Origin of the sequence: Acinetobacter larvae (assembly GCF_001704115.1) — a bacterium.
Lineage (GTDB): Bacteria > Pseudomonadota > Gammaproteobacteria > Pseudomonadales > Moraxellaceae > Acinetobacter > Acinetobacter larvae.
Genome location: NZ_CP016895.1, coordinates 1,164,298 through 1,188,099, shown reverse-complemented (window position 1 = coordinate 1,188,099; position 23,802 = coordinate 1,164,298). Strand labels below are relative to the sequence as shown.

Genomic DNA, 23,802 nt, shown 5'->3' with positions numbered 1-23,802 from the left:
CCTCTATCCATTGAGTTTTGTACTATCGACTAGTAGCTCACGCCAAATCTCCTTGATGTTGCAGCGCGACGACTAAATTTTCTAAAGATGTTATTTGAAATGAATGGATGCGCCCCTCCCGAAAAACTTTTTTGGCCAGACCTGACAGAACCGTTCCAGGCAATGCCTCCATATAGATACGTGCACCTCTTTCCCATGCCGCTTGCACGGTACTTTCCCAATCAATCATTCTGCACATGTTGAAACAAATATCGTCTATCACGGCGCTACCCTGTGATAACAAACGCCCCGAACTGCCACTCAAATAAGCAATCTGTGGCTGCTGATAAGTAAGCTCTTGCATTGCCTGTGCCAATTGCTCTGCTTGTTGCGTTAACAATGCACAATGTGATGGCACACTGACATCCAGCAATATGCTCTTGACACCTTGTTGCTGGGCATAAGCAGCAACGGATTGCATTGCACTGTGCGTCCCTGAAATCACCACTTGCCGATCTGCATTGATATTGGCAACAAATACCACACCACCTTGCTCATGCACTTGTGCAACCCAAGCTGCAACACAGGCATATTCTGCTGATAAAATCGCCATCATGCCATAACCCTGCGGATAGGCTTGCTGCATCAGTTGCGCACGTTTGGCGACCAGTTTTAAACCGTCTTCAAAGCTTAAAACCCCAGCCGCTTGGGCAGCAGCCCAAGCGCCAATCGACAAACCCGCTACATAATCCGTTCGCACATTGCGGGCATATAACCATGCGCTGCTAATCGCACCGGCAATATATAAACAAATCTGTACCGCATAGGTGCTCTTTAAAGCGCTAGCTTGATCTAAGCACAGCACATCTTCACCCAAACAATCAGAGGCTTGATCGATATATTGCTTTGCCAGTGGATCATCATAAAGCGCATGTAACATATCGACTTTTTGTGCACCCTGCCCAGGGAATACTAAAATTGAACGCATCCATTGCCTCCTACTCAGCCCAAGCTTCAACCCAAGATCTAATCTAAGATCTAACCTAAGATCTAACCTAAGACGCTGCCCAAGGATTGCTCACCAATACCGCACTATCTTGGCGCTTTAATAACACCTTAGCGCGCTTACTCGCCCATTCTTTCAGAGCGATCGCCCCCAGTGGGGTCTGCAACTGAATATCCACGTTGAGCTGGGCATCGGTAAAATCCTGTAACAGCTGTTGTGCAAAGCTTTGTGATAAAGCTTGATCACAGCGAATGATTAAATCAATATCACTTGCTTGATGGACGCAAGCTAAATGCGTCGCCAACTCATAGCCAACACTGCCGGTATAGCCCCATTGCCTGATGGCATGGTCTTGCATCACACTTTGCACCCGAGAAAGTGCTTGGTTTAAATGCGGAAACTGCATTAAATCCACTGTGGTTAATTGTTCGGGTTGTATACAACAACTGACTGCTTTCATGGGCATATCTGTGGCATAGCGTTGCCAACGCTGTGCGCCACGTATTCCCACAGCAATCCGTTCTGTCGCACATAGATCGCGACGTACCACAACCGGCAAAGCCTGTGCAACGACGGAGCCGACCCATTCGGGTGCATCAGCACTCAGCATGTCTACAGTAAAACCCCACAACAGATCATGTGGTTTAAACAACTGCCTCATGACCACTGCGCTGCCATCAATTGACGCACGTGTTGCGATGCTTGGCGATTTTTTGCCTGATAACGATGAGCGAAGTCAACACGTGCCTGCTGTAAAATGTCTTGAATTTGCGCATGTATCTGTGCACGAACAAGCGCCACATCCTCTGCACTGGGCTGGTCTGGATTACTGACATCTAGACAAGCAGCCAATAATCCCAAACTGTTATAACTGGCAATGTCATATGCCATCGGTGCAATCTGCGCCGCCCACGCCTCTAACTCTTCGACACTGCGTAAAGTTACCCGAGCTGCAGATACTTTACCCATGGCATGGACCATCACCTCAGGGTCATTTAGCGCAATGATGCGATTGGCTTGATAACCGTGCGCCAAAAAAGCACCAGACATCGATTTACCTACCAATAAACTCACGATTGGATGACCTGCCAAACGTGCTTGTACATAATGATCAACCGCAGCTGCCAAGGCTTGATGTATGCCAAACTGTTCTTCACGGCGTCCATAAGCCTGACTGGGTACATCGACAATGCATAAAATGGCACGCTTTCTATGCTGGGCTTCCGATGGCTTTTGCTGCTGCGCGTGTTGCAGCCCTTGTTGCAATAAGTCATCCACAACTTGCGCCAAAGCCCAGCCTTCCAATAAGCCCACTTCGCCCTGTCGTGCTCTTGGATAAAGATTCTGAGGATCGGCAACCACAGCAATGACCCGAACAGGATAACCAAGCAAATCACCATCGGCAGCTTGCACCGAGGCAACGGCTGTCTTGCGTATTTGAAAATTTTCAGTCAATGCCTGAAACCAATCTAAACCCCGTGTTGAAAGATGCATTAGCTTTCTCCTTGATAAAGTGCCACCACATCCTGTGGGCTAAACTGCTGGCTATTATCCAATTGCTGTAGCAAAGCCAGAGACCGGCTATAGTGTTGACTACGATGTTGCTCGGGTACGCCTTGTTGCATATAAGCCATGATGTGCTGCTGAATCATGGTGCAATCATCTTCGACATAGGCATCAACCAACCCACTGGCATAGCGCTGCTCACCACCGCAAATGCCCCAAATAAAAGGTCTATTTTTGGCATCATATTCTGCTGTGCCTGCCTCTTGCTCAATCACCTGCGGACCATTCAAACCTAAGCGCCCTTCTTGTGTCATGATCAAATAGCTACAAAGCCCCGCTGCGATGGACATCCCACCAAAACAACCCACACTCCCCGCAATCACCGCGATCACAGGTCTATAGCGGCGTAAAGCCACAATGGCAGATTGAATTTCAGCAATGGCTGCCAAGCCTAAATTGGCTTCTTGTAACCTTACCCCACCGGTTTCTAACAATAAAATTGCAGTGGTCGCCACTCCATTTTGATTATCAGCCAATGCCATTTCTAAAGCAGCCGCAATCTTGGCACCACTGACTTCGCCTAAACTCCCTCCTTGAAAGACACCCTCTATGGCGATCACCACCACCGGCTGAGCTGAGAGCGTTGCTTTGGCAATCACGACACCATCATCAGATTGTGGAATAATATTTTGCTGAATCAGCCAAGGAGACATGACTTGCTGGAAAGGTCCAAGCAATTCTCTAAAACTGCCTTGATCGACCAGTGATTGCACACGTGCTCTTGCGCCTAATTCAATAAAACTCTTATTGTGGGCAAATGCTTTTGCAGATGCTGTATGCAGTGGCTGCTTCAATGTTTTACTCTTCATGACTGCACCTCCTCCAATGCCTGTTCCAATCGAAGTCGAACTACGCCCGGTGTTGCACCAAAATCATGAATCTGTATATCGACGGCTGGTGGTAAATTGACCGCAAACATCCGTTCAAATAAATTCTGCCACCGCTGTGCGCTGCCATCGATCGCTGTGCGTACCTGAATCCGGGTTTTATCTAAGGGATTCGGCTGCACCAAAACCTCTAAATCACCAGACCCAACACAGCCCACCACCGCAGAGCGTGTCACCATCCCATCCGCCGGATACTCAAAATGTAATGTTTCCATTGCTTTCTTCCTTGTTTTTCCATGCCCGTCCTGCTGCGATTGCATCAATAAATAACAACACTGCCAATAAATCCGCTGCACCACCTGGTGAAGCATTCATCGCCAATAATTGGTTTTCTAATTGTGCCAATGCTGCCTTTCCAGATAAGGTGCTACATCCACCACTGGCTAAAACCTGTTGCGCGCCGTGTTGCATACGTTGCAACGCCAACAGACCACCACGATGCACTACGCAGGTATCACTCATTACGGTCATCATGCGTAATAAAGCATTTAAACGTGCACTTGCTTCATCTACACCACGATGACGATCGGCTTGTAATTGCACCCACCCCAAACGGCTAATCAATGGAAAGCCTTGTTGCGCCTGCTGTTTCGCGCCCTCAAGCCCATAGCGTTGTTGCACACGTTGTCCATGACTGAGCGATGTTGGCGTGTTATTTTTTAAATAAGGATCTTCAATACGCGCAATTTGCCCAGCGACGGCACAGACCTTAAGCACAGAAAAATTCTGATGGGCTGGGATACAGGGGTCTGTTAAACGTGCAACTTTGCATAGCCATGCAGTGGCGGTCACCATGAGTCCCATCGCCCAAATTGCACCACGATGGGTATTTACGCCCTGCGTTCGCTCAAGCATCTGTTGCTCACCAAGACGCCCGATTGCCCCAATCTCAGCACGCAATGCGCGATCGATAGCCTGATGCCGTTGTGCCGCAGTCGCCATTTTCAAAAAAGTTGTATAAAGACTCCGCGCAGAATCTTCCATTAATGGGAGGCTTAAATCCTGATGTGCGCCTGCTCCGCGTTGATCAACCAAAGCTGGCTTCGGAGTCAAATTGACTTCATCCAGCAGTGCTTGTACTGCCAGCTGAGCCAAAATACTGTTTGTGATCTCTGGTTGCACTACACGTTGATGCTGCTGGACTTGCTCAGCGCTAAATATAGATTCACGCAGCGTTACTCGGTTATAGCGCTCACGTTGCTGCGTAGTGCTTGGTCTTATTAACATCGCATGCATTACCAACTCCTAAATTGAGCCGGTGCTTGGTATAAACCATCGGACCAACGAACCAATTCTGCAATGTTCTTGGCAGCCAATAATTCACGTGTTGCATCGGTACGTCGTATGCCCAAATCTTCAGGAAATGCCACCAAACCGTCTTGGCGTAAACGTGCCGTTGTTTGCGGGTTCTGCGCTAAACCAATATCGGTCACGCCGGCAACAGCGGCAATCATGGCTTCACGTTGTGCCAAGCTTTCGGCTTTATACAGATACGCAATGCCTTCTTCTGTCAATAAATGCGTTACATCATCGCCATAAATCATGATCGGCGCCAAGGGCATGGCTGCTTTTTTCGCCACTGCGATTGCATCTAACTGCTCTACAAAAGTCGCCTTTCCGCCCTCTTGAAAAGTTTCCACCATTTGCACAACCAGCTTTTTACCACGTGCCAAATAGGTATCATCCCCTTGAAAGGTACTGCTACGCATATCCAGCCATGCCGGTGTGGCATGACGGCGCCCACGCGGGTCATGCCCCATATTGGGCGCACCACCAAATCCAGCCAAACGTCCCTTGGTCACCGTAGAAGAATGACCATGTGCATCGATTTGCAAGGTGGCACCAATAAATAAATCCACAGCATATTGCCCAGCAAGCTGACACATCATGCGATTGGAACGTAAAGAACCATCGCGCCCAGTAAAAAAGATATCAGGTCGGGCTGCAATATACTGCTCCATGCCTAATTCAGTACCAAAGCAGTGCACATGCTCTACCCAGCCCGTTTCAATCGCAGGAATCAAAGTCGGATGTGGATTTAAAGTCCAATGACGGCATATTTTCCCTTTCAGCCCCAAGGACTCCGCATAAGTCGGTAAAATAAGCTCTATTGCCGCAGTATTAAAACCGATACCATGATTTAAAGATTGCACTTGATGGCGTTCATAAATGCCACGTATCGCCATCATCGCCATTAAAATATGTACGGGTTTAATATGTTTGGGATCGCGGGTAAATAAAGGTTCGATATAAAATGGTCGATCAGCCACCACCACAAAATCGACCCACGAAGCAGGAATATCAACACGTGGTAAATCGGTCACGTCATCGACTAACTCATTGACTTGCACAATCACAATACCGTTACTAAATGCAGCGGGTTCAATTAGTGCCGGAGAATCTTCAGTGCTTGGACCGGTATAAATATTGCCATGTCGATCTGCCATAAAACCGGCTGATAGCACTACATTGGGAATCAAATCAACCAATAATCTCGAATACAACTCGATATAAGTATGTATGGCGCCAATTTCCAATAAACCATCTTCTAATAATTGGCTAATTCTTAAACTCTGTGTCCCGGCAAAAGAAAAATCTAATCGACGTGCAATACCGCGTTCAAATAAATCTAGATGTTCAGGACGCCCAACACTGGGCATAATCATATGTAGATCATGTAGGACTTTCGGATTGGCTTGCGCCAAAGATCGTGATAAAAAATCGGCTTGCTTTTGATTATTACCTTCCAAGACTACTTTATCGCCTGGGCAAATTAAAATCTCCAATACACGCACGATATCCGCCGTCGCGATCACCATACCATCGGTATATTTCTTGGCATTTGCTATTTTTTGTTGCTTGGCATAGCGACGTGTTGACCATAAGTTGTCGGGTTGTACAACAGAACTTTGCATATCAATTCCCTTTGATGGTTAAGTCTTTGACTCAACCTATCAAAGCCTGTTGCACACTTTTAATCAATCAACCTTAATCTCAGTTCATTAACTTCAAGTTAATGTTCTAATGAAAAAGACCCAAAAAAAGACCCAGCGCGCTGGGTCTAGATATGACATGACTGTATTAAATTTAAGAAAATTGCGGTGGAATATAAGTCAATGTACGCCCGAGTATCCAAAGTAAAAATAACACCACAGGGAGATGGAAAAGCAATTGGGTCACAGTAAAACCAATCACATCCTTGGCTTTTAATTTTAAAATACCCAGCATGGGTAACATAAAAAACGGATTAATAAAATTCGGCAAGGCTTCAGCTGCATTATACACTTGTACCGACCAGCCCAAATGAACTTTTAAATCATGCGCAGCTTGCATCACATAAGGTGCTTCAATAATCCATTTTCCGCCACCAGACGGTACAAAAAATCCCAATACCGCTGAATACACGCCCATCACGACTGGAAAAGTTTCTGTATTGGAAATCGACACAAAGAAATTGGCAATATAATGAGATACCGAATACCCCTCAATATTCACCGCCTTGGTCATCATATAGGCAATACTGCCATATAATGGAAACTGAATCAGGACGCCCGAGCAAGCAGGTACCGCTTTATAGACCGCATTTAAAAAACGACGTGGCGTGCCATGCAAGATCAAACCAAGCATTAAAAACAAAAAATTGTAGGTATTTAAATTGGAAATCGCGATCATTGGATCTTGTTGCACAAACTGATCATAAATCCAAAATATTCCAATGATTGCCACCAAAATAGTCAACCACGGTGTAGTTTCTAACCAGTCTCCTGGTCGCGTTGTTTGCTGCTCGGTTTTGACCTCTAGCGGTTCATCAAAATCTATCGCAAAATCTTCAAGGCGCTTAACGTTTTTCCCCATTGGCGCAGACCAATATGCAATCGCCAGAGAAATCACGATTAAAACCAATACAATAACAATGGACTGCCATAGAAATATGGTTTCTGCAAAAGGGATCACACCTGTGAGTTGATAAATATTATCGGGCAAACTGGCTTTATTGGCTTGGAGCTGTGCAGCTGAAGAACTTAAGCCCAGTGCCCAGGTTGCACCCATCCCCACAAAAGCAGCAGCGGCGGCAGCACGATAATCCATATTCAGCTCTTTACGCTTCGCCAGTGCAATCACCAACAATGCTGTGAGTACTGTGCTCATTGCCCATTGGATCAATGAAATACTCAAACTCACAAAGGCAACCATCACGATGGCCATACGACCATCTTTGGGCAAACGTGCCAACAGGTGTATCAGCTTTTCAACAGGTTTGGAGACTGATACCACATAACCACAGACGATTAACATGGTCATTTGTAGGGTAAATGGAATCAGGCTCCAAAAGCCATCGCCAAAAGCACGGCTAATCGATGTCGCGGGTGCCCCTATCGACCATGCGGCAAGTGCTACAATAATCACGCCCAATAAGGCAAATACATAAGAATCTGGAAACCATTTCTCAGACCAATCGCTGATACGCACGGCGATGCGTTCAAAAAAACCAACACCTTGTGTTGTATTTGTAGACATACGGCTATTCCTTGTCGTCTGCTTTTACCTGCCCGATGTGCAACCACTCAGTACAGGCAAAATATTCACATCGTGTGAACATTAGGGCTTTTTAAAAAATTTAATTAACAGCTTTAATTAACAATTTTAATTTCTTGCATTGCGGCAAAAATATCGGCAAAACCGAAGCAGCAAAGGCTTAGCATATTTCGATGGCTATGGCCGTTGCTTCACCACCACCAATACATAAACTGGCAATCCCTTTGCGTTGACCTGTACGTTTCAAGGCATGCATGAGACTGACCACAATTCGAGCACCCGAAGCTCCTAAGGGATGCCCCAGTGCACATGCGCCACCATGAATATTGACGCGCTCTGCATCTAGGCCCAAGGCATCAATAGCCGCCATAGTCACCATGGCAAAGGCTTCATTGATTTCCCATAGCTCGACGTCTGCAACAGACCAGCCAGCTTTTTGCAATACTTTCTCTATTGCGCCAATCGGTGCAATGGTAAATTCAGACGGATGTTGCGCATGACTGGCATAGGCGACTATTTTGCCCAGCGCTGTTAATTGCTCTGCATCGACTACGGCTTGACTGGCAAGCACGACACTGGCTGCACCATCTGAAATTGAACTAGAATTGGCCGCGGTGACCGTACCATCTTGACGGAATACAGCTTTTAACTGTGGAATTTTCTCGAGATTGGCTTTGCCAGGCTGTTCATCCTCACTGACCAAAACCGTGCCTTGGCGTGTTTGCACTTCTACAGGCACAATTTCATCTTGAAAATAACCTGCGGCAATCGCTTGTTGTGCGCGTGTCAGTGAACGGATTGCAAAGTCATCCATCTGTTGCCGACTATAGCCTTTTTCATCCGCCATCTGCTGGGCAAACACCCCCATCGCTTTGCCCGTTCCGGCATCTTCTAGACCATCCAAAAACATATGATCTTTGACCTCGCCATGCCCCATACGGTAACCTGCACGTGCTTTCGGCAGTAAATAAGGTGCATTGCTCATCGACTCCATGCCCCCAGCAATCACCACATCAGCATGCCCAAGCAAAATACTATCTGCTGCAAACATGATTGCTTTCATACCTGAACCACAGACTTTATTTATCGTGGTCGCAGTAATGTAATCTGGCAAAGCCGCCAAACGCATGGCTTGACGTGCGGGTGCTTGCTTTAAACCCGCTGGCAATACACAACCTAAAATTACCTCTTGCACTTGTTCCGGCTTTAAACCAGATGCCGACAAGGTCGCGTTAATCGTTGCCGCAGCCAATGCTGGTGCCGTTACAGTTGCAAGGCTGCCCTGAAAGGCACCCATTGCAGTACGGGCACCTTGTACAATATAAACTGGATTCATGTTGTTCATTCCTTTGCGTAAAAATTGCCGCTCTTCAAAAATAGCTGTTCTTGAGGTCTGTATTCATGGTGATCTTCTAAATATCAGCCTTCAGCCAATACGCTTCAACGTGCCTTAGTTTGCGCGCAACGCATGTGCAATAACTCAGTTGTCGCGCGTTATTGCAGTAAGTTAACAGCACTGCATTGTTGTACCTCTGCAAAACTGACACCCTCCGCCAGTTCAACCACTTTGATGCCGGCATCGGTTATATCAAATACACCATATTCAGTGATAATACGATCGACCACTTGGCTCCCAGTCAGGGGCAAACTACATTGTGGTAAAATTTTCGACTGCCCCTCTTTGGTACAATGTTCCATCAACACCACGACACGACGTACCCCAGCCACCAAATCCATCGCCCCCCCCATGCCCTTTACTTTTTTTCCAGGGATCATCCAATTGGCCAAATCACCCTGCTCTGACACTTCCATCGCCCCTAAAATTGCCAAATCGATATGCCCACCACGAATCATGGCAAAAGACTCAGCACTCGAGAAAAATGCGCCACCAGGCTTTACCGTCACCGTTTGCTTCCCCGCATTAATTAAATCTGCATCAATGCTGTCCTCAGTTGGGAACTCACCGATTCCCAATAAACCATTTTCAGAATGCAGCCAAACGGTTTGATCTGCTGCAATATAATTGGCAACCAGCGTGGGTAAACCAATGCCAAGGTTGACATAAAAGCCATCTTGTAATTCTTGTGCAGCGCGTTGTGCCATTTGCTGTTTGGTCCATGCCATGATGTCATTCTCCATAATGTGTCTATCTTTTCTATGCTTAGATGTCTGTTTCTGTGCTTAGGTGCTGTTTCTATGTTGAGCTGTTTCTATGCCCACGTGCTGAGCTGTTTCGTGCTTAGCTGTTTTTGTGCCGACATGTTAAGTCTGTACTTGATGTATCTTCGGTCCGTTATGTCGGCAATGACGCTCCCGATAAACCCTCTTTGGACTGTATACAGGATCAGCGCTTTATCACTTGATAAGGTTTTTATTCAATGACTTGATAGGGTTCTTTGCTCGATATGTTTGTGCGGATGGGCATTCAATACAATCCGATCAACATAGATCCCGGCCAAATGAATTTCATCGGGATCAAGTACGCCAATCTCCACAATATGCTCAACTTCAACGATGGTGGTTTTGGCAGACATGGCGCATTCAGGATTAAAATTACGGGCAGTTTTATTAAAGATGAGATTGCCAGCACGATCTGCCTTATAGGCTTTAATCAATGCCACATCTGCGACAATGGCATGTTCTAAAATATAGTTTTTATCATTAAAAACGCGCTTTTCTTTATCTTCAGCAATCTGCGTACCATAGCCTGTCGCCGTATAAAATGCTGGGATCCCAGCACCGCCGGCGCGTAATTTTTCTGCCAAAGTACCTTGTGGCGTCAGTTCAACTTCCAGTTCACCAGACAAAAACTGACGTTCGAATTCTTTATTTTCACCCACATAAGAGGCAATCATTTTCTTGATTTGCTTGCTTTGCAGTAAACACCCCAAACCAATACCATCAACACCGGCATTATTACTGACACAGGTTAAGGCTTGAACACCGGATTGTTGTAATGCATCAATTAATACTTCTGGAATACCACATAATCCAAAGCCCCCCACTGCAATCACTTGCTGATCTGCAACAACACCGCTCAAAGCCTGCTGAGCTGATTGAAATACCTTGTCCATCATACGCTTCCTTATGTATTTATTGTTGTAGTTGTAGCATTTAGACCAGCAAAAGAGAATTTGAATATTTTGAACAATTGATCAGAAAAACTCATTAATCCTCATCACACTGCATCTAGCAATACAGCAAAATAGCCGTATTGCGTCGCCTCTGATATTCGAATTAATGTATATAGATAAAATAGGCTGAAGTCGTTGAGCACATTAAATAACAATGAGTTATTGTGCTGTATTTAGACCATGAAAGATTTCAGTCATGAAAAATTTAAGCCATGAAAAAACCTTTTAACTCATTAAACTATGCGGCATTGCGCTGAGTTGTAACTTTTTTTCAGGATGAACAAACTGTTGCATGGTCTGAATAAAAGTCTGAGAAATCTTGGAAATTTCAAAATTTTTGTTGTAAATCACCCCAACAGCGCGTTGTAATTTTTCTCCGCGTATTTCTCGTATAATGGTCCGTTTCGGATCAATAGAATACTGAAAATGCCGTGGAATGACTGTCACACCAGCACCAATGGCAACAAAATTACACATAGAGGTTATTTGATGGCATTCAACCTGCACATCTAAATTCAGCTGTCGACTTTGACAAAACTCATCAATCAAATGCCGTACGACAGAAGGCTTTTTTAAAGTCACAAAACGGTTTTCACACAACTCATCCCACGTCACTTGCTCAGCACGTCCCAAAGCATGTGTTAACGGTAGCAGTGCGACAAAATCCTCATTAAACAGACTGGTGAAATGCAACTGATCCTTAACTTCTGGTTCAAAACAAATCCCCAATTCAAAAATACTGTCTTTGACCAATTCAATGACTGTTTCATTGGTAATATCGTGAATGGAAAAATTAATATTTTGGTATTGCTGTAAAAAATTTTGAATTACGCCGGGTAAAATAGCGTGGGTAATATAAGGCATAGAAGCCAATGACAAGCTACCACGATTAAATTTAAACAATTGTTTAATATCGTATTCCATTTCATCCCAGTTCGCCATTAATCGGCGTGCATAGGGAATCAACGAATGCCCTTCAGCCGTTAATTCTACACGACGGGTATTTCTTTTAAATAATTTACCCCCCAAGTCCTGTTCTAAAGTTTTAATGGTTAGGCTTAATGCAGACTGACTAATATATAACTCAGCTGCAGCATGTGCATAATTTAACGTTCGTGCCAGAATAAGAAAGCTTTTAATCTGTTTTAATGTCATAACCCAAGAACCTTATTAATCCTTATTGCATCGTAGGCGATGGCCTTTAAACTAATGTAAAGTTTATAAAAATAATGTAAAAATAATATCGTTTTACTGAAGATAGTGTAGCCAATAAATCAGAAAATACGAAGCTAAAAATAGCTGTACAATAAAAATATAATGATAATTTACCATTATTTTATAATTAACAAATGCGTAGCTATTTATTTTGCCAAACACATCACATATATTATCGATATTATCGCTGACCGTATTATGGGATTAGACAGTGATTCAATTTTAAAATTGAATCACTGTGGCATCGTGTGGCGACATTATATTGCCCCAATAGACATGCCAATACAGATTAAAGTTTTAACTGACGTTGTTTATTGCCACGTAATATAGTGAGTTCTAACTGACCTTTCGCAGTTAATGCCAAAACTTTTCGAAGCTGATCAATTTGTCTTGGCTGATATTTAACGCCATTGACAGCGACAATTACATCACCATTTTTCAGTCCCAAGGCTTTAATATCTTGTTCTTCATTATAATAAATTTCGAGCTGATCATTAAAATAACGAACGGCAATATGACGTAATGGCATTTGTTTATCCCGCGCAATCGACTTGCCATCAAAACACATCATCATGCGACTTGGCATAAAAGCATAACGTTGAAAACGTGAGAAGAAATCCATTCCTAGCGCATATTGGCTGTTATGGTTTTCACTGAGGCGCATTTCACCTAAGGGCATATCATTAAAACTCAAGGCAGTAATAATATAATCACTGCCCTTATTTAAGCCAGTCATATCTGCCATGGGTGCATTTTGGCTAATCGGGCGAATATTTTGTTGCTGCTCTTTGAGATAATCAAAGAAATCATTGCCCATATAGCTGACATCAGCACCGGTATCGACACTCATACGAATATTGCTTTCAGCATAGCCCAGATAAAGTTGTGGATTTTTATGATACATATCTTCATAGCCCAGACATTGCTCAAAGTCATGTGCAGAAGGTGCATTTTTTAAAATAGTAAGTTGTTTGTTGTTATTATCAACAACCCAATTAAACTTTCGAAAGCTATCAATGCCCAGCATACCATCAATTTTCACCCCAAATAATTGCGACATCATGCTGAGATCCGAGGCAATCCAGACGTCATTATCCTCTACCCGTTCCGTACCAATGGTAAATGCAACAGGTTTTAAGAAACTTAACTGCGTGGTATCGATATTTTTAGAGACAGCAGAAACTTGAGCAAATTCTTTTTGATAGTTCAGTGCCATCTCATTTAAAGGTAAAATTTGGGTAATCTGTGAGGCTATGGTTTTATCAATCACCGTAACACTCGCCCCAGTATCCACTAAGAAGTGATAGGTCTGATCAGCAATCTTGACGGGGATAATTAAACTCTCTTCAAAAGGAACCGTTAAAACCGCTGTAGTAGCAGTAGATATTGCAGCATTATTACTATCCGCATGCAATTGCTGTGTAGAAATAACCATGCTTAGAATCAGCAAGGTAGAAGAAAATATAGCTTTTTTTTTCTCAGGCAAACCCATTGAGCTAAAAACTCCAGTATCAAAGTTAAATATGCAATTCTGCATTTTTATAAACATAAACCCGCAATTAAAATAACAAGCGTCTGTTTAGCAAATAAATGATACTGAATTATTTTTGGATGATACAGCTGAATCGTTGATTTTTTCTAAATAAAGCTTCTCAATAATGTTTTATAAATAGACAGCTTAATTATTGACCTTATTATTGAGTAGAGCAATCAGCGAGTAGACAAAACCGAATAGAAAAATAGTCCGCTAGCATTTTAAATGACTGCGCTACTTTCTCATCACTATCATCGATCATTAAGGCGATATCATAGACATCAACAGCACTATTGCAGCGTTATACTTTTATTGCAGCGACATAATTTGATAGCTTTATGATGACAAGCCTTATCGCCTTCATAATATAAAGCTTATCACTCGCCCATAGAAAGCTGCTTACAGTACAATATTGCTTATATACAATATACCGTCACATGATGTGTTAGCACTTTTCGGCAATCGTCTCATCTATGCTTGAGTACCCTGCAATGACTTCAACTCATCTCAATCTATTACGCCGCCAATTGCGTAAACGACGTCATCAACTCAATCGCTATCAACAACGCCAAGCAGAGCAAGCCTGTTGGCAAAAACTTCTGTACATGCCTCAGTTCCAGCATGCTCAGCATATCGGCGTATATTTAAATGCTTTTGGTGAAATTGCCACTCGGCAAATCATCATGACCTGCTTTAAACAGCATAAACGGGTATATTTACCACTAATCTGCGAAATGAACCAACACTTGCATTGGCAACCCATCACAGCACAACAATATCTGCAACGGCGTTTTAGCCGCCATCGTTTGGGAATGCAACAAGCCATGGCCCATCGGGCAGCGGGCATTCAACAGCTAGATCTACTCATTATGCCCTTGTTGGCATGTGACTCGACTGGCATGCGGTTAGGAATGGGGGGCGGTTATTATGACCGAAGTTTAAGTCAAGCGCCGCAGCATCCTTTCCGTTTGGCTTTGGCACATGACTTTCAGGTATTGCAGCAGTCTCTTCCGCAGCAACCTTGGGATCAAGCGGTAGATGCCTTGCTCAGCCCGCGGCAGTTACGTTACTTTCATCAGCGTAGACCTTAAATTCTCTACAATATTCTGTACTTAGTTACACAAACAATTCAACCGCAATTAAAAATCGCACCGAGACCATCCTATGAATTGAGCTATTTTGCTCAACCTGACCACTGGTAAGCGATCAGGATAACAATGCAAAATACCGATTTCACAACAAATTTTTTGGTTATTGCATTTATTTTTTTGCGATTTCTCTATTTATGCCCTTGCAATTTAGAAAATACCCATCACTATAAAAAAATGGCAACGCAGTTGTTACTCATTAGGAGTGCCCATGTCTGAAGAAATCATCCACGAAAAAAACTTAGAACTAGACGTTCCAAGTGTCTTACCACTTTTAGCGCTACGAGATGTGGTGGTGTACCCCCATATGCAAATTGCGCTGTTTGTTGGTCGCGAAAAATCGATCAAAGCAGTCGATGTGGCGCGTAACAGTGACAATTTAGTCTTCGTCGTTGCACAAAAAGATTCCCTCACTGAAGAGATTGATCACGACAACTTGTACCGATACGGTACTGTTGCGAGAATTGTGCAAGTCGTCAATCACGAGAATGATGAAAACTGTATTAAAGTATTAATAGAAGGGATTTCTCGTTCCAAACTAGAACGTATTGTAGATGAAGGCAGCTATTTAACCGCCGAACATCAAGCAAGCCCAATGACTGTCCAATTGGATGCCGAGACACAAACAACACGCATTCAAGAACTCCGTACACTCTTTGCACAATATGCTGAAGCCAAATTACGTAATGCACGTGAGCTGATTGCAGCAGCAAATAAAATTGAAGATATTCAGCAATTATTATTCTTCGTAGCAACGCGTGCTCCGCTGAATATCGAAATTAAACAAAAGTTTTTAGAACACGATACTTTTGCAGAACACTTACAAGAGTTAATGACTTATTTATTGCAACAATCTGAAGAACAACAGATTGAGCAAACATTACATGACTCCGTAAAACGCCAAATGGAAAAAAACCAACGTGAATACTTTCTCAACGAAAAGATGAAAGTCATTCAACGTGAACTTTCTGACATGAATGGCGGTGCAGAAGATGATGTCGCTGAGATTGAAAAACGTTTAGCTGAAGCAGACTTACCAGAACATGTCCGTAAAAAAGCAGAAGCTGAATTTCGTAAATTAAAAGCGATGCAACCGGCTTCCAGTGAAGCTGCTGTGGTTCGTAACTATCTTGAAGTGATTCTAGATACGCCTTGGAATACCGCCAGTAAAGTTAGTATTAACTTGAAAAAGGCACAAGATATCTTAGATGCTGACCACTATGGTCTAGAGGAAGTTAAACAACGTATCGTTGAATACCTTGCTGTGCAATCACGGGTCAAAAAACTCCGTGGTCCGATCTTGTGTTTGGTTGGACCTCCTGGGGTAGGTAAAACCTCACTTGGTGAATCTATTGCCAAAGCCACAGGTCGTGAGTTTGTACGCATGGCTTTAGGTGGGGTTCGTGATGAAGCAGAAATCCGAGGTCATCGTCGTACCTATATCGGTGCCATGCCAGGTAAAATTGTGCAGTCACTCACTAAGGTTGGCGTAAAAAACCCACTATTCTTACTCGATGAAATCGATAAGATGGCACAAGATTATCGTGGTGATCCAGCTTCTGCTTTACTTGAAGTATTAGACCCATCACAAAACAATAAGTTTAATGACCACTACTTGGACTTAGACTTAGATCTTTCTGAAGTCATGTTTATTTGTACTGCCAATAGTATGAATATTCCAGAGGCTCTATTAGATCGTATGGAAGTGATTCGTCTACCGGGTTATACCGAAGACGAAAAAGTCAATATTGCTGATCGTTATCTTGTTCCTAAAGCTATTAAAAATAATGGCTTAAGAGCGAAAGAACTCAGCGTACACGAAAGCGCTATTCGCGATATTGTACGTCGTTATACCCGTGAAGCAGGTGTGCGTAGTTTAGAGCGTGAAATCTCTAAAATTGCCCGTAAAGTTGTCAAAGAAGCGGTCAGTAAAAAGGCTAAAAATCTTGAGATCGATGTAACCGAGCAAAACCTACCTGATTATCTCGGTGTGCATAAATTTGACTACGGTATGGCGGAAGATCAAGCACAAATCGGGCGTGTTAATGGTCTAGCATGGACATCTGTCGGTGGAGAACTCCTCACCATTGAAGTTGCCACCATGAAAGGTAAAGGAACCTTCATTACCACAGGTTCCTTGGGTGACGTCATGCAAGAGTCAATCAAAGCAGCAATGACTTTGGTTCGTACACGTGCAGATGAACTTGGCATTGAAACTGAACGCTTCGCAGAAACCGATGTACACGTACACTTACCTGAAGGTGCAACACCGAAAGACGGTCCTTCAGCTGGTTTAGCATTGGCAACAGCCTTAGTCTCTGCCTTTACGGGCATCGCGATTCGCCCAGATATCGCCATGACAGGTGAAACCAGTCTAAGCGGTCGTGCAATGCGCATTGGCGGATTAAAAGAAAAACTCTTGGCTGCTCATCGTGGTGGCATCAAGTTAGTCTTTATTCCTCAAGAAAACGTTCGTGACTTGGCTGAAATACCAGAAAACGTCAAAGAAGGATTGGAAATCAAAGCAGTTAAAAGCATTGATGAAATTCTCGCTGTGGCACTGGTTGAACAACCAACTCCGCTGGTAAAAGCGCCGATCGTCAAAACCAAAGCCGAAGCTAAAGCAGCACGTCATTGATTTGACTATGTTTAACTATAGTATTTAAAAGAGAGCTTCGGCTCTCTTTTTTACGCTTACTGCATATTGAGAGCATACAACTTATTTAGACCGTACCCCTTGAAAAAATGATCGATATCCCTCATATACTGACTGAAGATTATTTTACCATTTGAAGATGTTGACCTATGTCTCCAGATGGGTCGACATTTTATGCAGTCTTAATCCCCTTTTAAGACTGCTTTTTTTACGATGTAAATTTTATCTGACCTAAAACATTTCACGTTATACTACGGCAAATTTTTCAATCCTAAGTTGCTATGAAAATTCGCATTCTCACCATTGGTCAAAAAATGCCGGCATGGGTCATGACTGGCGTTGACGACTATCTCAAGCGTATTCAACCTTTTGTGCAAACACAGATCATTGAGATCCCGATGGCGAAGCGTGGCAAAAATGATTCTGAAGCAGATATCTTAAAATATCGCCAAATTGAAGGTGATGCGATTTTAGCCCAATTAAAAGGGAATGAACTACTCATCGCTTTAGAAGTAGCGGGTCGTGAGTTTAGTACAGAAAAATTGGCGACCACCATGCAAGATTGGATGCAGGCAGGTCAAGACGTGGTGTTAGCAATAGGTGGTCCAGATGGTCATAGTCAAGCTGTGCGCCAAGCAGCAGCATGGCACTGGTCTTTATCTAAACTCACCTTGCCGCATCCGTTAGTCCGTGTCATGTTGATTGAGCAACTCTACCGCGCTATGACCATCAACCATAACCACCCCTATCATCGCGCAGGCTAAAGCCATGCTTCTGCTGCGTTGCATATCTAAAACGGTATGTTAGCCAAACAAGCTTTAAGCATGCGCTTTGATTTTGCAAAATAACCTTATTCTATGCACTGAGACTTGAGCGATGCACTTACAAACTTTACCCGGCTTATTTATTTCTCATGGTTCACCCATGTTAGCGATAGACCCAGAGCAAGTTGGTCCTGCATTGCATCGTCTCAGTACTAATCTGCCACGTCCCAAAGCGATCGTGGTCATGTCTTCGCACTGGGAATCCAATGCTTTTGAAATCAGTAGCCATAGTCGCCCAGAGACATGGCATGACTTTCGAGGCTTCCCTGAACCGCTCTATCAGATTCGTTATCCAGCACCAGGCTCACCTGCCTTGGCTGAACAGATGATACAATTATTTTCTAGTTACGATTTCGTGCTGCATCCCAATAGCACTCGTCCGCGCGACCATGGTGTTTGGGTGCCATTATTACACATGTATCCAGATGCCGACATTCCCGTGCTAGAACTGTCTTTACCTCGTCAGGCAACAGCAGAACAATTGTTTGAAATTGGACAAATTATTGCGCCATTACGTCAGCAACAAATTTTGATCATCGGTTCAGGCAGTATTACCCACAATCTAAGTGAACTGTCTTGGCAAGATCCCAATGCCCAAGTCCCTTCTTGGGCCAGTGATTTCCGTAACTATGTTGCTTACCACCTTAAACATGGTCTATATGAAAAAGTTTTGGCTTGGCAAAGTATTCCAGAAGTACAACGCAATCATCCTAGCTTAGAGCATTTAGCACCGTTATTTTTTGCCATGGGCACGGGCTCAATCAGTAGTATTGTCCATAGTAGTTTTAGTATGGGGGCACTCGGCATGGATATCTATCGTTTTGATAGTTAACGCTTGACTCGCAGCTCTGCCCAGTAAAACCACATTACATATTACATTTCTGGCTATTAATGTGATGTGGTTGCAATTCAGATACATTTTGAAACTTAAAATCACCTACTGCTTTATTTTTTTATAACGGAATGAATTAAGCTTGCTGCATTGTATTTTAGAGTGTCTGGAAAAAAATGAAATTAAAGTTTTTAATTGCCGCAATCCTTCCTTTTGCTTTAGCAGCTTGTCAAAGTTCTGATATTCAACGCGTTACAGACACGGTGGTCAATGTGGTACAACAACAAAATGCCCAACAAAGCTTGCTGGATTACCAATGGCAATATCAGCCAGAAGGCAGCAAAAAACCGATTGTACTCAGCTTCCAAAAAGAAGATCAACGTTTAAGCATTGCAACAGGCTGTAACAATCAAGGAACAACATGGCAAATCATCAATGGTCAAATCCGCACAGGGCAACTAGTTTCGACGATGATGGCATGTGATCCTGCGTTAATGAAACAAGAACAATTTTCCAGTAGCGTCTTCAACCAACGTTCAATCGCGTTTAAATTAGAGAATAGCAATCCAGAGCAGCCACGTTTAACCTTAACGGGTCCAAATAACGAGCAACTGGTCTTTGTCGGTAGTATGACACCTGAAGCCAAATATCAATCGCGTGCGGAAACTATCTTTTTAGAAATTTCACCTGAAACCAAATCTTGTGTTGGTGTTGCACCACAAAATTGCTTGCAAGTTCGTGAAATCAAATATGATGATAAAGGCATTAAGTCACAAGTCGATAAAGACTGGACTTTATTCTACGATCAAATCCAAGGTTTCCAACACGATAGCAACTTACGTCAAGTTGTCCGTATCAAACGTTATAGCATCAAAAACCCAGCAGCAGATCAAAGCAAATATGCTTATGTCAAAGACATGGTTGTTGAAAGTGAAGATGTCAGCAAAAAATAATAGATCGCGTTTGCTATTTTAGACTTTAATATGAATAGACAAAAAGCCGATGTCAGTATCGGCTTTTTGGTTTTTGGCTATTTGGTTTTGGCTATTTAATTACCTTGCAACATCTATACGCTTATACACTGCAAGGTGATAGAGCATAAAACTTAGAATACACCTTGTGCAATCATGGCTTCTGCAACTTTCACAAAACCAGCAATATTCGCACCATCTACATAGTTCACAGTGCCATCTTCTTGCGTACCATATTTCACACAGTTACGATGGATTTCTTTCATGATCGCATGTAAACGCTCATCGACTTCTTCAAAAGTCCAGCCCAAACGAATCGCGTTTTGTGACATTTCCAAACCAGATGTGGCAACACCACCCGCATTGGATGCTTTACCAGGTGCATACAAAATTTTAGCCGCCACAAACTTCTCAACCGCATCGAGTGTTGAAGGCATATTGGCACCCTCTGCAACGCAGATCACGCCATTGGCTAATAATTTCTCAGCATCTGCACCGTCAAGCTCATTTTGTGTTGCGCATGGTAAGGCGATATCACACTTGATGCCCCATGGACGTTGCCCTTCCAAATAGTCAAAGCCATGTTTTTGAGCAAAATCAGCTATACGACCACGTTGTACATTCTTCAGCTCCATCACTTCAGCCAAAAGTGCTTCGGTGAAGCCATCTTTGACATAGACAGTACCATTAGAGTCAGATAAAGAGACGACCTTCGCACCGAGGAACATAGCTTTATCTGCAGCAAACTGTGCAACGTTACCAGAGCCAGAAATCGCAACGGTTTTGCCTTGAAACTTTTCACCACGTGTTTTCAGCATTTCTTCAGCAAAGTATACTGCACCATAACCTGTTGCTTCAGGGCGCGCCAGAGATCCCCCAAAAGACATTCCTTTTCCAGTAAATACACAAGAAGTGTCATTGCTGAGTTTTTTCATCATGCCAGCCATGAAGCCAACTTCACGTGCACCCACACCAATATCCCCAGCAGGAATATCTGTATTCGAACCGAGGTGACGGTAAAGTTCAACCATTAACGCTTGGCAGAAACGCATGATTTCAGCTTCTGATTTACCTTTAGGATCAAAATCTGAACCGCCTTTACCGCCACCCATTGGCAAGGTTGTTAAGGCATTTTTAAAGGTTTGTTCAAAACCTAGAAATTTTAAAATCGAGAGATTTACCGAAGGGTGGAAACGCATTCCCCCTTTAAATGGACCAATCGCGGAATTGTACTGGATCCGAAAAGCACGATTGACTTGGGTCACGCCCTGATCATCTTGCCAAGAAACTCTAAATTGAATCGCACGTTCCGGCTCAACCAAACGCTCTAACAAGCCATGCGCCGCATACTGCGGGTTCTTTTCAATAAATGGCCAGATACTGGTCATTACTTCTTCAACAGCTTGTAAAAATTCTGGTTGATTTGGATCCCTTGCTTTTACGTAATTTAAAAAGTCTTGTAAGCTTGTATATTTCAACGCTTTATCCTCAGCAAAAGATGACACGACTGCATCATGTCATTTCAATGTATGATATGTTTTGGCGCAAATAATTAAATATCTTTTGTTAACAATCTACAACACTTTTTGACATGTTTTTTTAAAATGTCGACTATTTCCAAAGCTTTATTGGCAATATTGACCAAAATGACAAAACTAAATAATTGTTTATATTACTATATTTCAATATCTTATCGGGAAAAATGCAAAAACAACTCAGCACTCAAGCTGACATGATTTGTCACATTATTATGCCCAAATTATACCCTAACCGCATCAGCACCTGATGATGCAATGCCCACAAAGTGAGCTGGCAGCAAGATGTTTTAGTATTTACTGCCAGTTGATGTACAATAGCATAGCTTTGTATTGCGCATTTTATTGCGCAATATATCGTCTTTCCTCACCATTGCGATGTGCTGCAAGCCATTTGTTCTCCACAAAAAGCGAGTGCCGTCAGCGCTGGTGATACATTCACATGAATGTCCGTACCACCGTTTTGATACAGTTATTTTTTGCCACATGAACTTACCTCTCGCGTTTATCCAGCAAATCGATGCCTTACTACCACAAACCCAATGCGGTTTATGTGGTCATCGTGATGGCTGTTTGCCCTATGCCAAAGCCATTGCTGAAGGAGAAGCTGCCAACAAATGTGTGCCTGGAGGTCAACCTGTTGCAGATGCATTGGCACAATTGTTGAAACGTCCTGTATTGCCTGCTGAGCCCAGTGTTTGGCCGATCCAAGCAGATGGTCGCCCACAACGTATGAAAGCGGTTATACGCGAAGAAGAGTGCATTGGCTGTACCAAATGTATTAGCGCCTGCCCGGTCGATGCCATTGTCGGCAGTGGTAAGGTAATGCATAGTATTTTCACGGACTTATGCACAGGCTGTGAATTATGTATTCCCCCCTGCCCAGTCGATTGCATCGATTTAGTCGAAGACCATACCGCCTTAGCCACTGCAGCCCAACGCATTGCCGAACAAAATCATTTACGTGATCGTTACTATGCCCATATTCAACGCGATAGTATCAAGCGCAGTCGTTTAAAAGGTCCGATTTTACGTGCTGCAATCGACCATGATGTATTTGTCCAGTTTGATGTTATTGCCGACGAAACTACACCAACCGTAGCAACACATAGCACTCACCTCAATACCAGTGCACCAAGCCCAGTACAGTCAGCACAGACCACCATTGAGCTAGCAAAAATTCGAAGTAAAATCAAAAAATTGGAGAAACAACTCAGTGTACGTCCAGATGCAAACAAACAAATAGAACTGACGCAGCTACGTGATCAACTCCAACAAATACAAGAGGCTTGCTAATGGCTGTCAAAAATATGAGCAAAAAACAAATTGAGATATTTTTTCAGCGCCTACAACAGCAGCGCCCGCACCCACAAACCGAACTGAATTTTTCCAGTCCTTTTGAATTGTTGGTGGCTGTGGCTTTATCGGCACAAGCCACTGACGTCAGTGTAAACAAAGCGACAGATAAGCTTTTTCCTGTGGCAAATACTCCTGAGACCATCTATGCACTAGGCGTCGATGGACTTAAGCCCTATATTCGCACCATCGGTCTCTATAATTCTAAGGCTGAAAATATTATCAAAGCCTGTAAGATATTAATTGAGCAGCATCATTCGCAAGTTCCAGATAATCGAAAAGATTTAGAAGCCCTACCTGGCGTTGGGCGTAAAACAGCCAATGTTGTCCTCAATACTGCTTTTGGACAACCCACGATGGCGGTCGATACACATATTTTTCGTCTCGGCAATCGTACCGGTTTAGCTGTTGGTAAAAACGTCTTAGAGGTTGAACAACGTTTGTTAAAAGTGATTCCCAAAGCCTATATGCTTGATGCACATCATTGGCTCATTTTACATGGTCGTTATTGTTGTACTGCACGTAAACCCAAATGTGATCAGTGCATCGTTGCCGATGTCTGTCAGTGGCCGGATCGCTTTGAATTTGGTGCAACGCGCCCAACCACAAAATTTAAAAATTAG

The 23,802-nt window shown here is 43.3% G+C and carries 21 protein-coding genes; 7 read left to right on the top strand and 14 right to left on the bottom strand.

Going from position 1 to position 23,802, the window contains the following annotated elements; genetic code table 11:
* Positions 1-37: 37 nt before the first annotated feature.
* The 13 genes from mdcH to BFG52_RS05235 form a co-directional block, all read right to left on the bottom strand.
* Entirely contained in the window at positions 38-967 is a 930-nt protein-coding gene (gene mdcH / locus BFG52_RS05295) for a malonate decarboxylase subunit epsilon (protein ID WP_067553354.1), read from the bottom strand.
* Positions 968-1,034: 67 nt separating this feature from the next.
* Positions 1,035-1,646, bottom strand: a complete 612-nt coding sequence (locus BFG52_RS05290) for a malonate decarboxylase holo-ACP synthase (RefSeq protein WP_067553352.1) — start codon at positions 1,644-1,646, stop codon at positions 1,035-1,037.
* A complete protein-coding gene (mdcE, locus tag BFG52_RS05285; protein WP_067553351.1) occupies positions 1,643-2,479 on the bottom strand; it encodes a biotin-independent malonate decarboxylase subunit gamma in 837 nt (278 codons plus the stop codon). The genes BFG52_RS05290 and mdcE overlap by 4 nt, the downstream gene beginning before the upstream one ends.
* A complete protein-coding gene (locus BFG52_RS05280; protein ID WP_067553350.1) occupies positions 2,479-3,360 on the bottom strand; it encodes a biotin-independent malonate decarboxylase subunit beta in 882 nt (293 codons plus the stop codon). Before BFG52_RS05280 ends, mdcE begins: the two co-directional genes overlap by 1 nt.
* Positions 3,357-3,653, bottom strand: a complete 297-nt coding sequence (locus tag BFG52_RS05275) for a malonate decarboxylase subunit delta (RefSeq protein ID WP_067553349.1) — start codon at positions 3,651-3,653, stop codon at positions 3,357-3,359. The genes BFG52_RS05280 and BFG52_RS05275 overlap by 4 nt, the downstream gene beginning before the upstream one ends.
* The gene (locus BFG52_RS05270) at positions 3,634-4,674 is read right to left on the bottom strand and encodes a triphosphoribosyl-dephospho-CoA synthase (protein WP_228703803.1); all 1,041 of its coding nucleotides are present in this window, start codon (positions 4,672-4,674) and stop codon (positions 3,634-3,636) included. Before BFG52_RS05270 ends, BFG52_RS05275 begins: the two co-directional genes overlap by 20 nt.
* Positions 4,674-6,353 (bottom strand): malonate decarboxylase subunit alpha, encoded by a 1,680-nt coding sequence (gene mdcA, locus BFG52_RS05265; protein WP_067553348.1) that lies wholly within the window; start codon positions 6,351-6,353, stop codon positions 4,674-4,676. The genes BFG52_RS05270 and mdcA overlap by 1 nt, the downstream gene beginning before the upstream one ends.
* A 172-nt stretch (positions 6,354-6,525) precedes the next feature.
* Positions 6,526-7,956, bottom strand: a complete 1,431-nt coding sequence (locus tag BFG52_RS05260; protein WP_067553346.1) for a short-chain fatty acid transporter — start codon at positions 7,954-7,956, stop codon at positions 6,526-6,528.
* 178 nt (positions 7,957-8,134) lie between these two features.
* Entirely contained in the window at positions 8,135-9,310 is a 1,176-nt protein-coding gene (locus BFG52_RS05255; RefSeq protein ID WP_067553344.1) for a thiolase family protein, read from the bottom strand.
* A gap of 158 nt (positions 9,311-9,468) precedes the next feature.
* A complete protein-coding gene (locus tag BFG52_RS05250) occupies positions 9,469-10,098 on the bottom strand; it encodes a CoA transferase subunit B (protein ID WP_067553343.1) in 630 nt (209 codons plus the stop codon).
* 251 nt (positions 10,099-10,349) lie between these two features.
* Positions 10,350-11,051 carry a CoA transferase subunit A gene (locus BFG52_RS05245; protein ID WP_067553341.1) on the bottom strand — a complete coding sequence of 234 codons (702 nt, stop codon included), beginning with the start codon at positions 11,049-11,051 and terminating at the stop codon, positions 10,350-10,352.
* 282 nt (positions 11,052-11,333) lie between these two features.
* The gene (locus BFG52_RS05240; protein ID WP_067553339.1) at positions 11,334-12,263 is read right to left on the bottom strand and encodes a LysR family transcriptional regulator; all 930 of its coding nucleotides are present in this window, start codon (positions 12,261-12,263) and stop codon (positions 11,334-11,336) included.
* A gap of 349 nt (positions 12,264-12,612) precedes the next feature.
* Complete coding sequence (locus tag BFG52_RS05235; RefSeq protein ID WP_157758070.1) at positions 12,613-13,758, bottom strand: retropepsin-like aspartic protease; 1,146 nt, start codon at positions 13,756-13,758, stop codon at positions 12,613-12,615.
* A 590-nt stretch (positions 13,759-14,348) separates the two neighbouring features.
* Between BFG52_RS05235 and BFG52_RS05230 the strand changes: the two genes are divergently transcribed.
* From BFG52_RS05230 to BFG52_RS05210, 5 genes are all read left to right on the top strand, one after another.
* Positions 14,349-14,948: a 5-formyltetrahydrofolate cyclo-ligase gene (locus BFG52_RS05230; protein WP_067553335.1), complete on the top strand. Its 600-nt coding sequence runs from the start codon at positions 14,349-14,351 to the stop codon at positions 14,946-14,948.
* A 268-nt stretch (positions 14,949-15,216) separates the two neighbouring features.
* On the top strand, positions 15,217-17,643 hold the full coding sequence (gene lon / locus BFG52_RS05225) for an endopeptidase La (protein WP_067553333.1): 2,427 nt from the start codon (positions 15,217-15,219) through the stop codon (positions 17,641-17,643).
* Positions 17,644-17,942: 299 nt separating this feature from the next.
* On the top strand, positions 17,943-18,425 hold the full coding sequence (gene rlmH, locus BFG52_RS05220) for a 23S rRNA (pseudouridine(1915)-N(3))-methyltransferase RlmH (protein WP_067553331.1): 483 nt from the start codon (positions 17,943-17,945) through the stop codon (positions 18,423-18,425).
* A gap of 112 nt (positions 18,426-18,537) precedes the next feature.
* Entirely contained in the window at positions 18,538-19,317 is a 780-nt protein-coding gene (locus BFG52_RS05215; protein WP_067553329.1) for a dioxygenase family protein, read from the top strand.
* Between the two features lie 176 nt (positions 19,318-19,493).
* Positions 19,494-20,270 carry an META and DUF4377 domain-containing protein gene (locus BFG52_RS05210; protein ID WP_067553327.1) on the top strand — a complete coding sequence of 259 codons (777 nt, stop codon included), beginning with the start codon at positions 19,494-19,496 and terminating at the stop codon, positions 20,268-20,270.
* Positions 20,271-20,422: 152 nt separating this feature from the next.
* Here BFG52_RS05210 and gdhA read toward each other — a convergent pair whose 3' ends face one another.
* Complete coding sequence (gene gdhA / locus BFG52_RS05205; RefSeq protein ID WP_067559157.1) at positions 20,423-21,766, bottom strand: NADP-specific glutamate dehydrogenase; 1,344 nt, start codon at positions 21,764-21,766, stop codon at positions 20,423-20,425.
* Positions 21,767-22,309: 543 nt separating this feature from the next.
* On the opposite strand from gdhA, the gene BFG52_RS05200 reads away from it, so the two are divergent.
* Both BFG52_RS05200 and nth read left to right on the top strand, forming a co-directional pair.
* A complete protein-coding gene (locus BFG52_RS05200) occupies positions 22,310-23,119 on the top strand; it encodes an RnfABCDGE type electron transport complex subunit B (protein WP_067553325.1) in 810 nt (269 codons plus the stop codon).
* On the top strand, positions 23,119-23,802 hold the full coding sequence (nth, locus tag BFG52_RS05195) for an endonuclease III (RefSeq protein WP_067553323.1): 684 nt from the start codon (positions 23,119-23,121) through the stop codon (positions 23,800-23,802). The genes BFG52_RS05200 and nth overlap by 1 nt, the downstream gene beginning before the upstream one ends.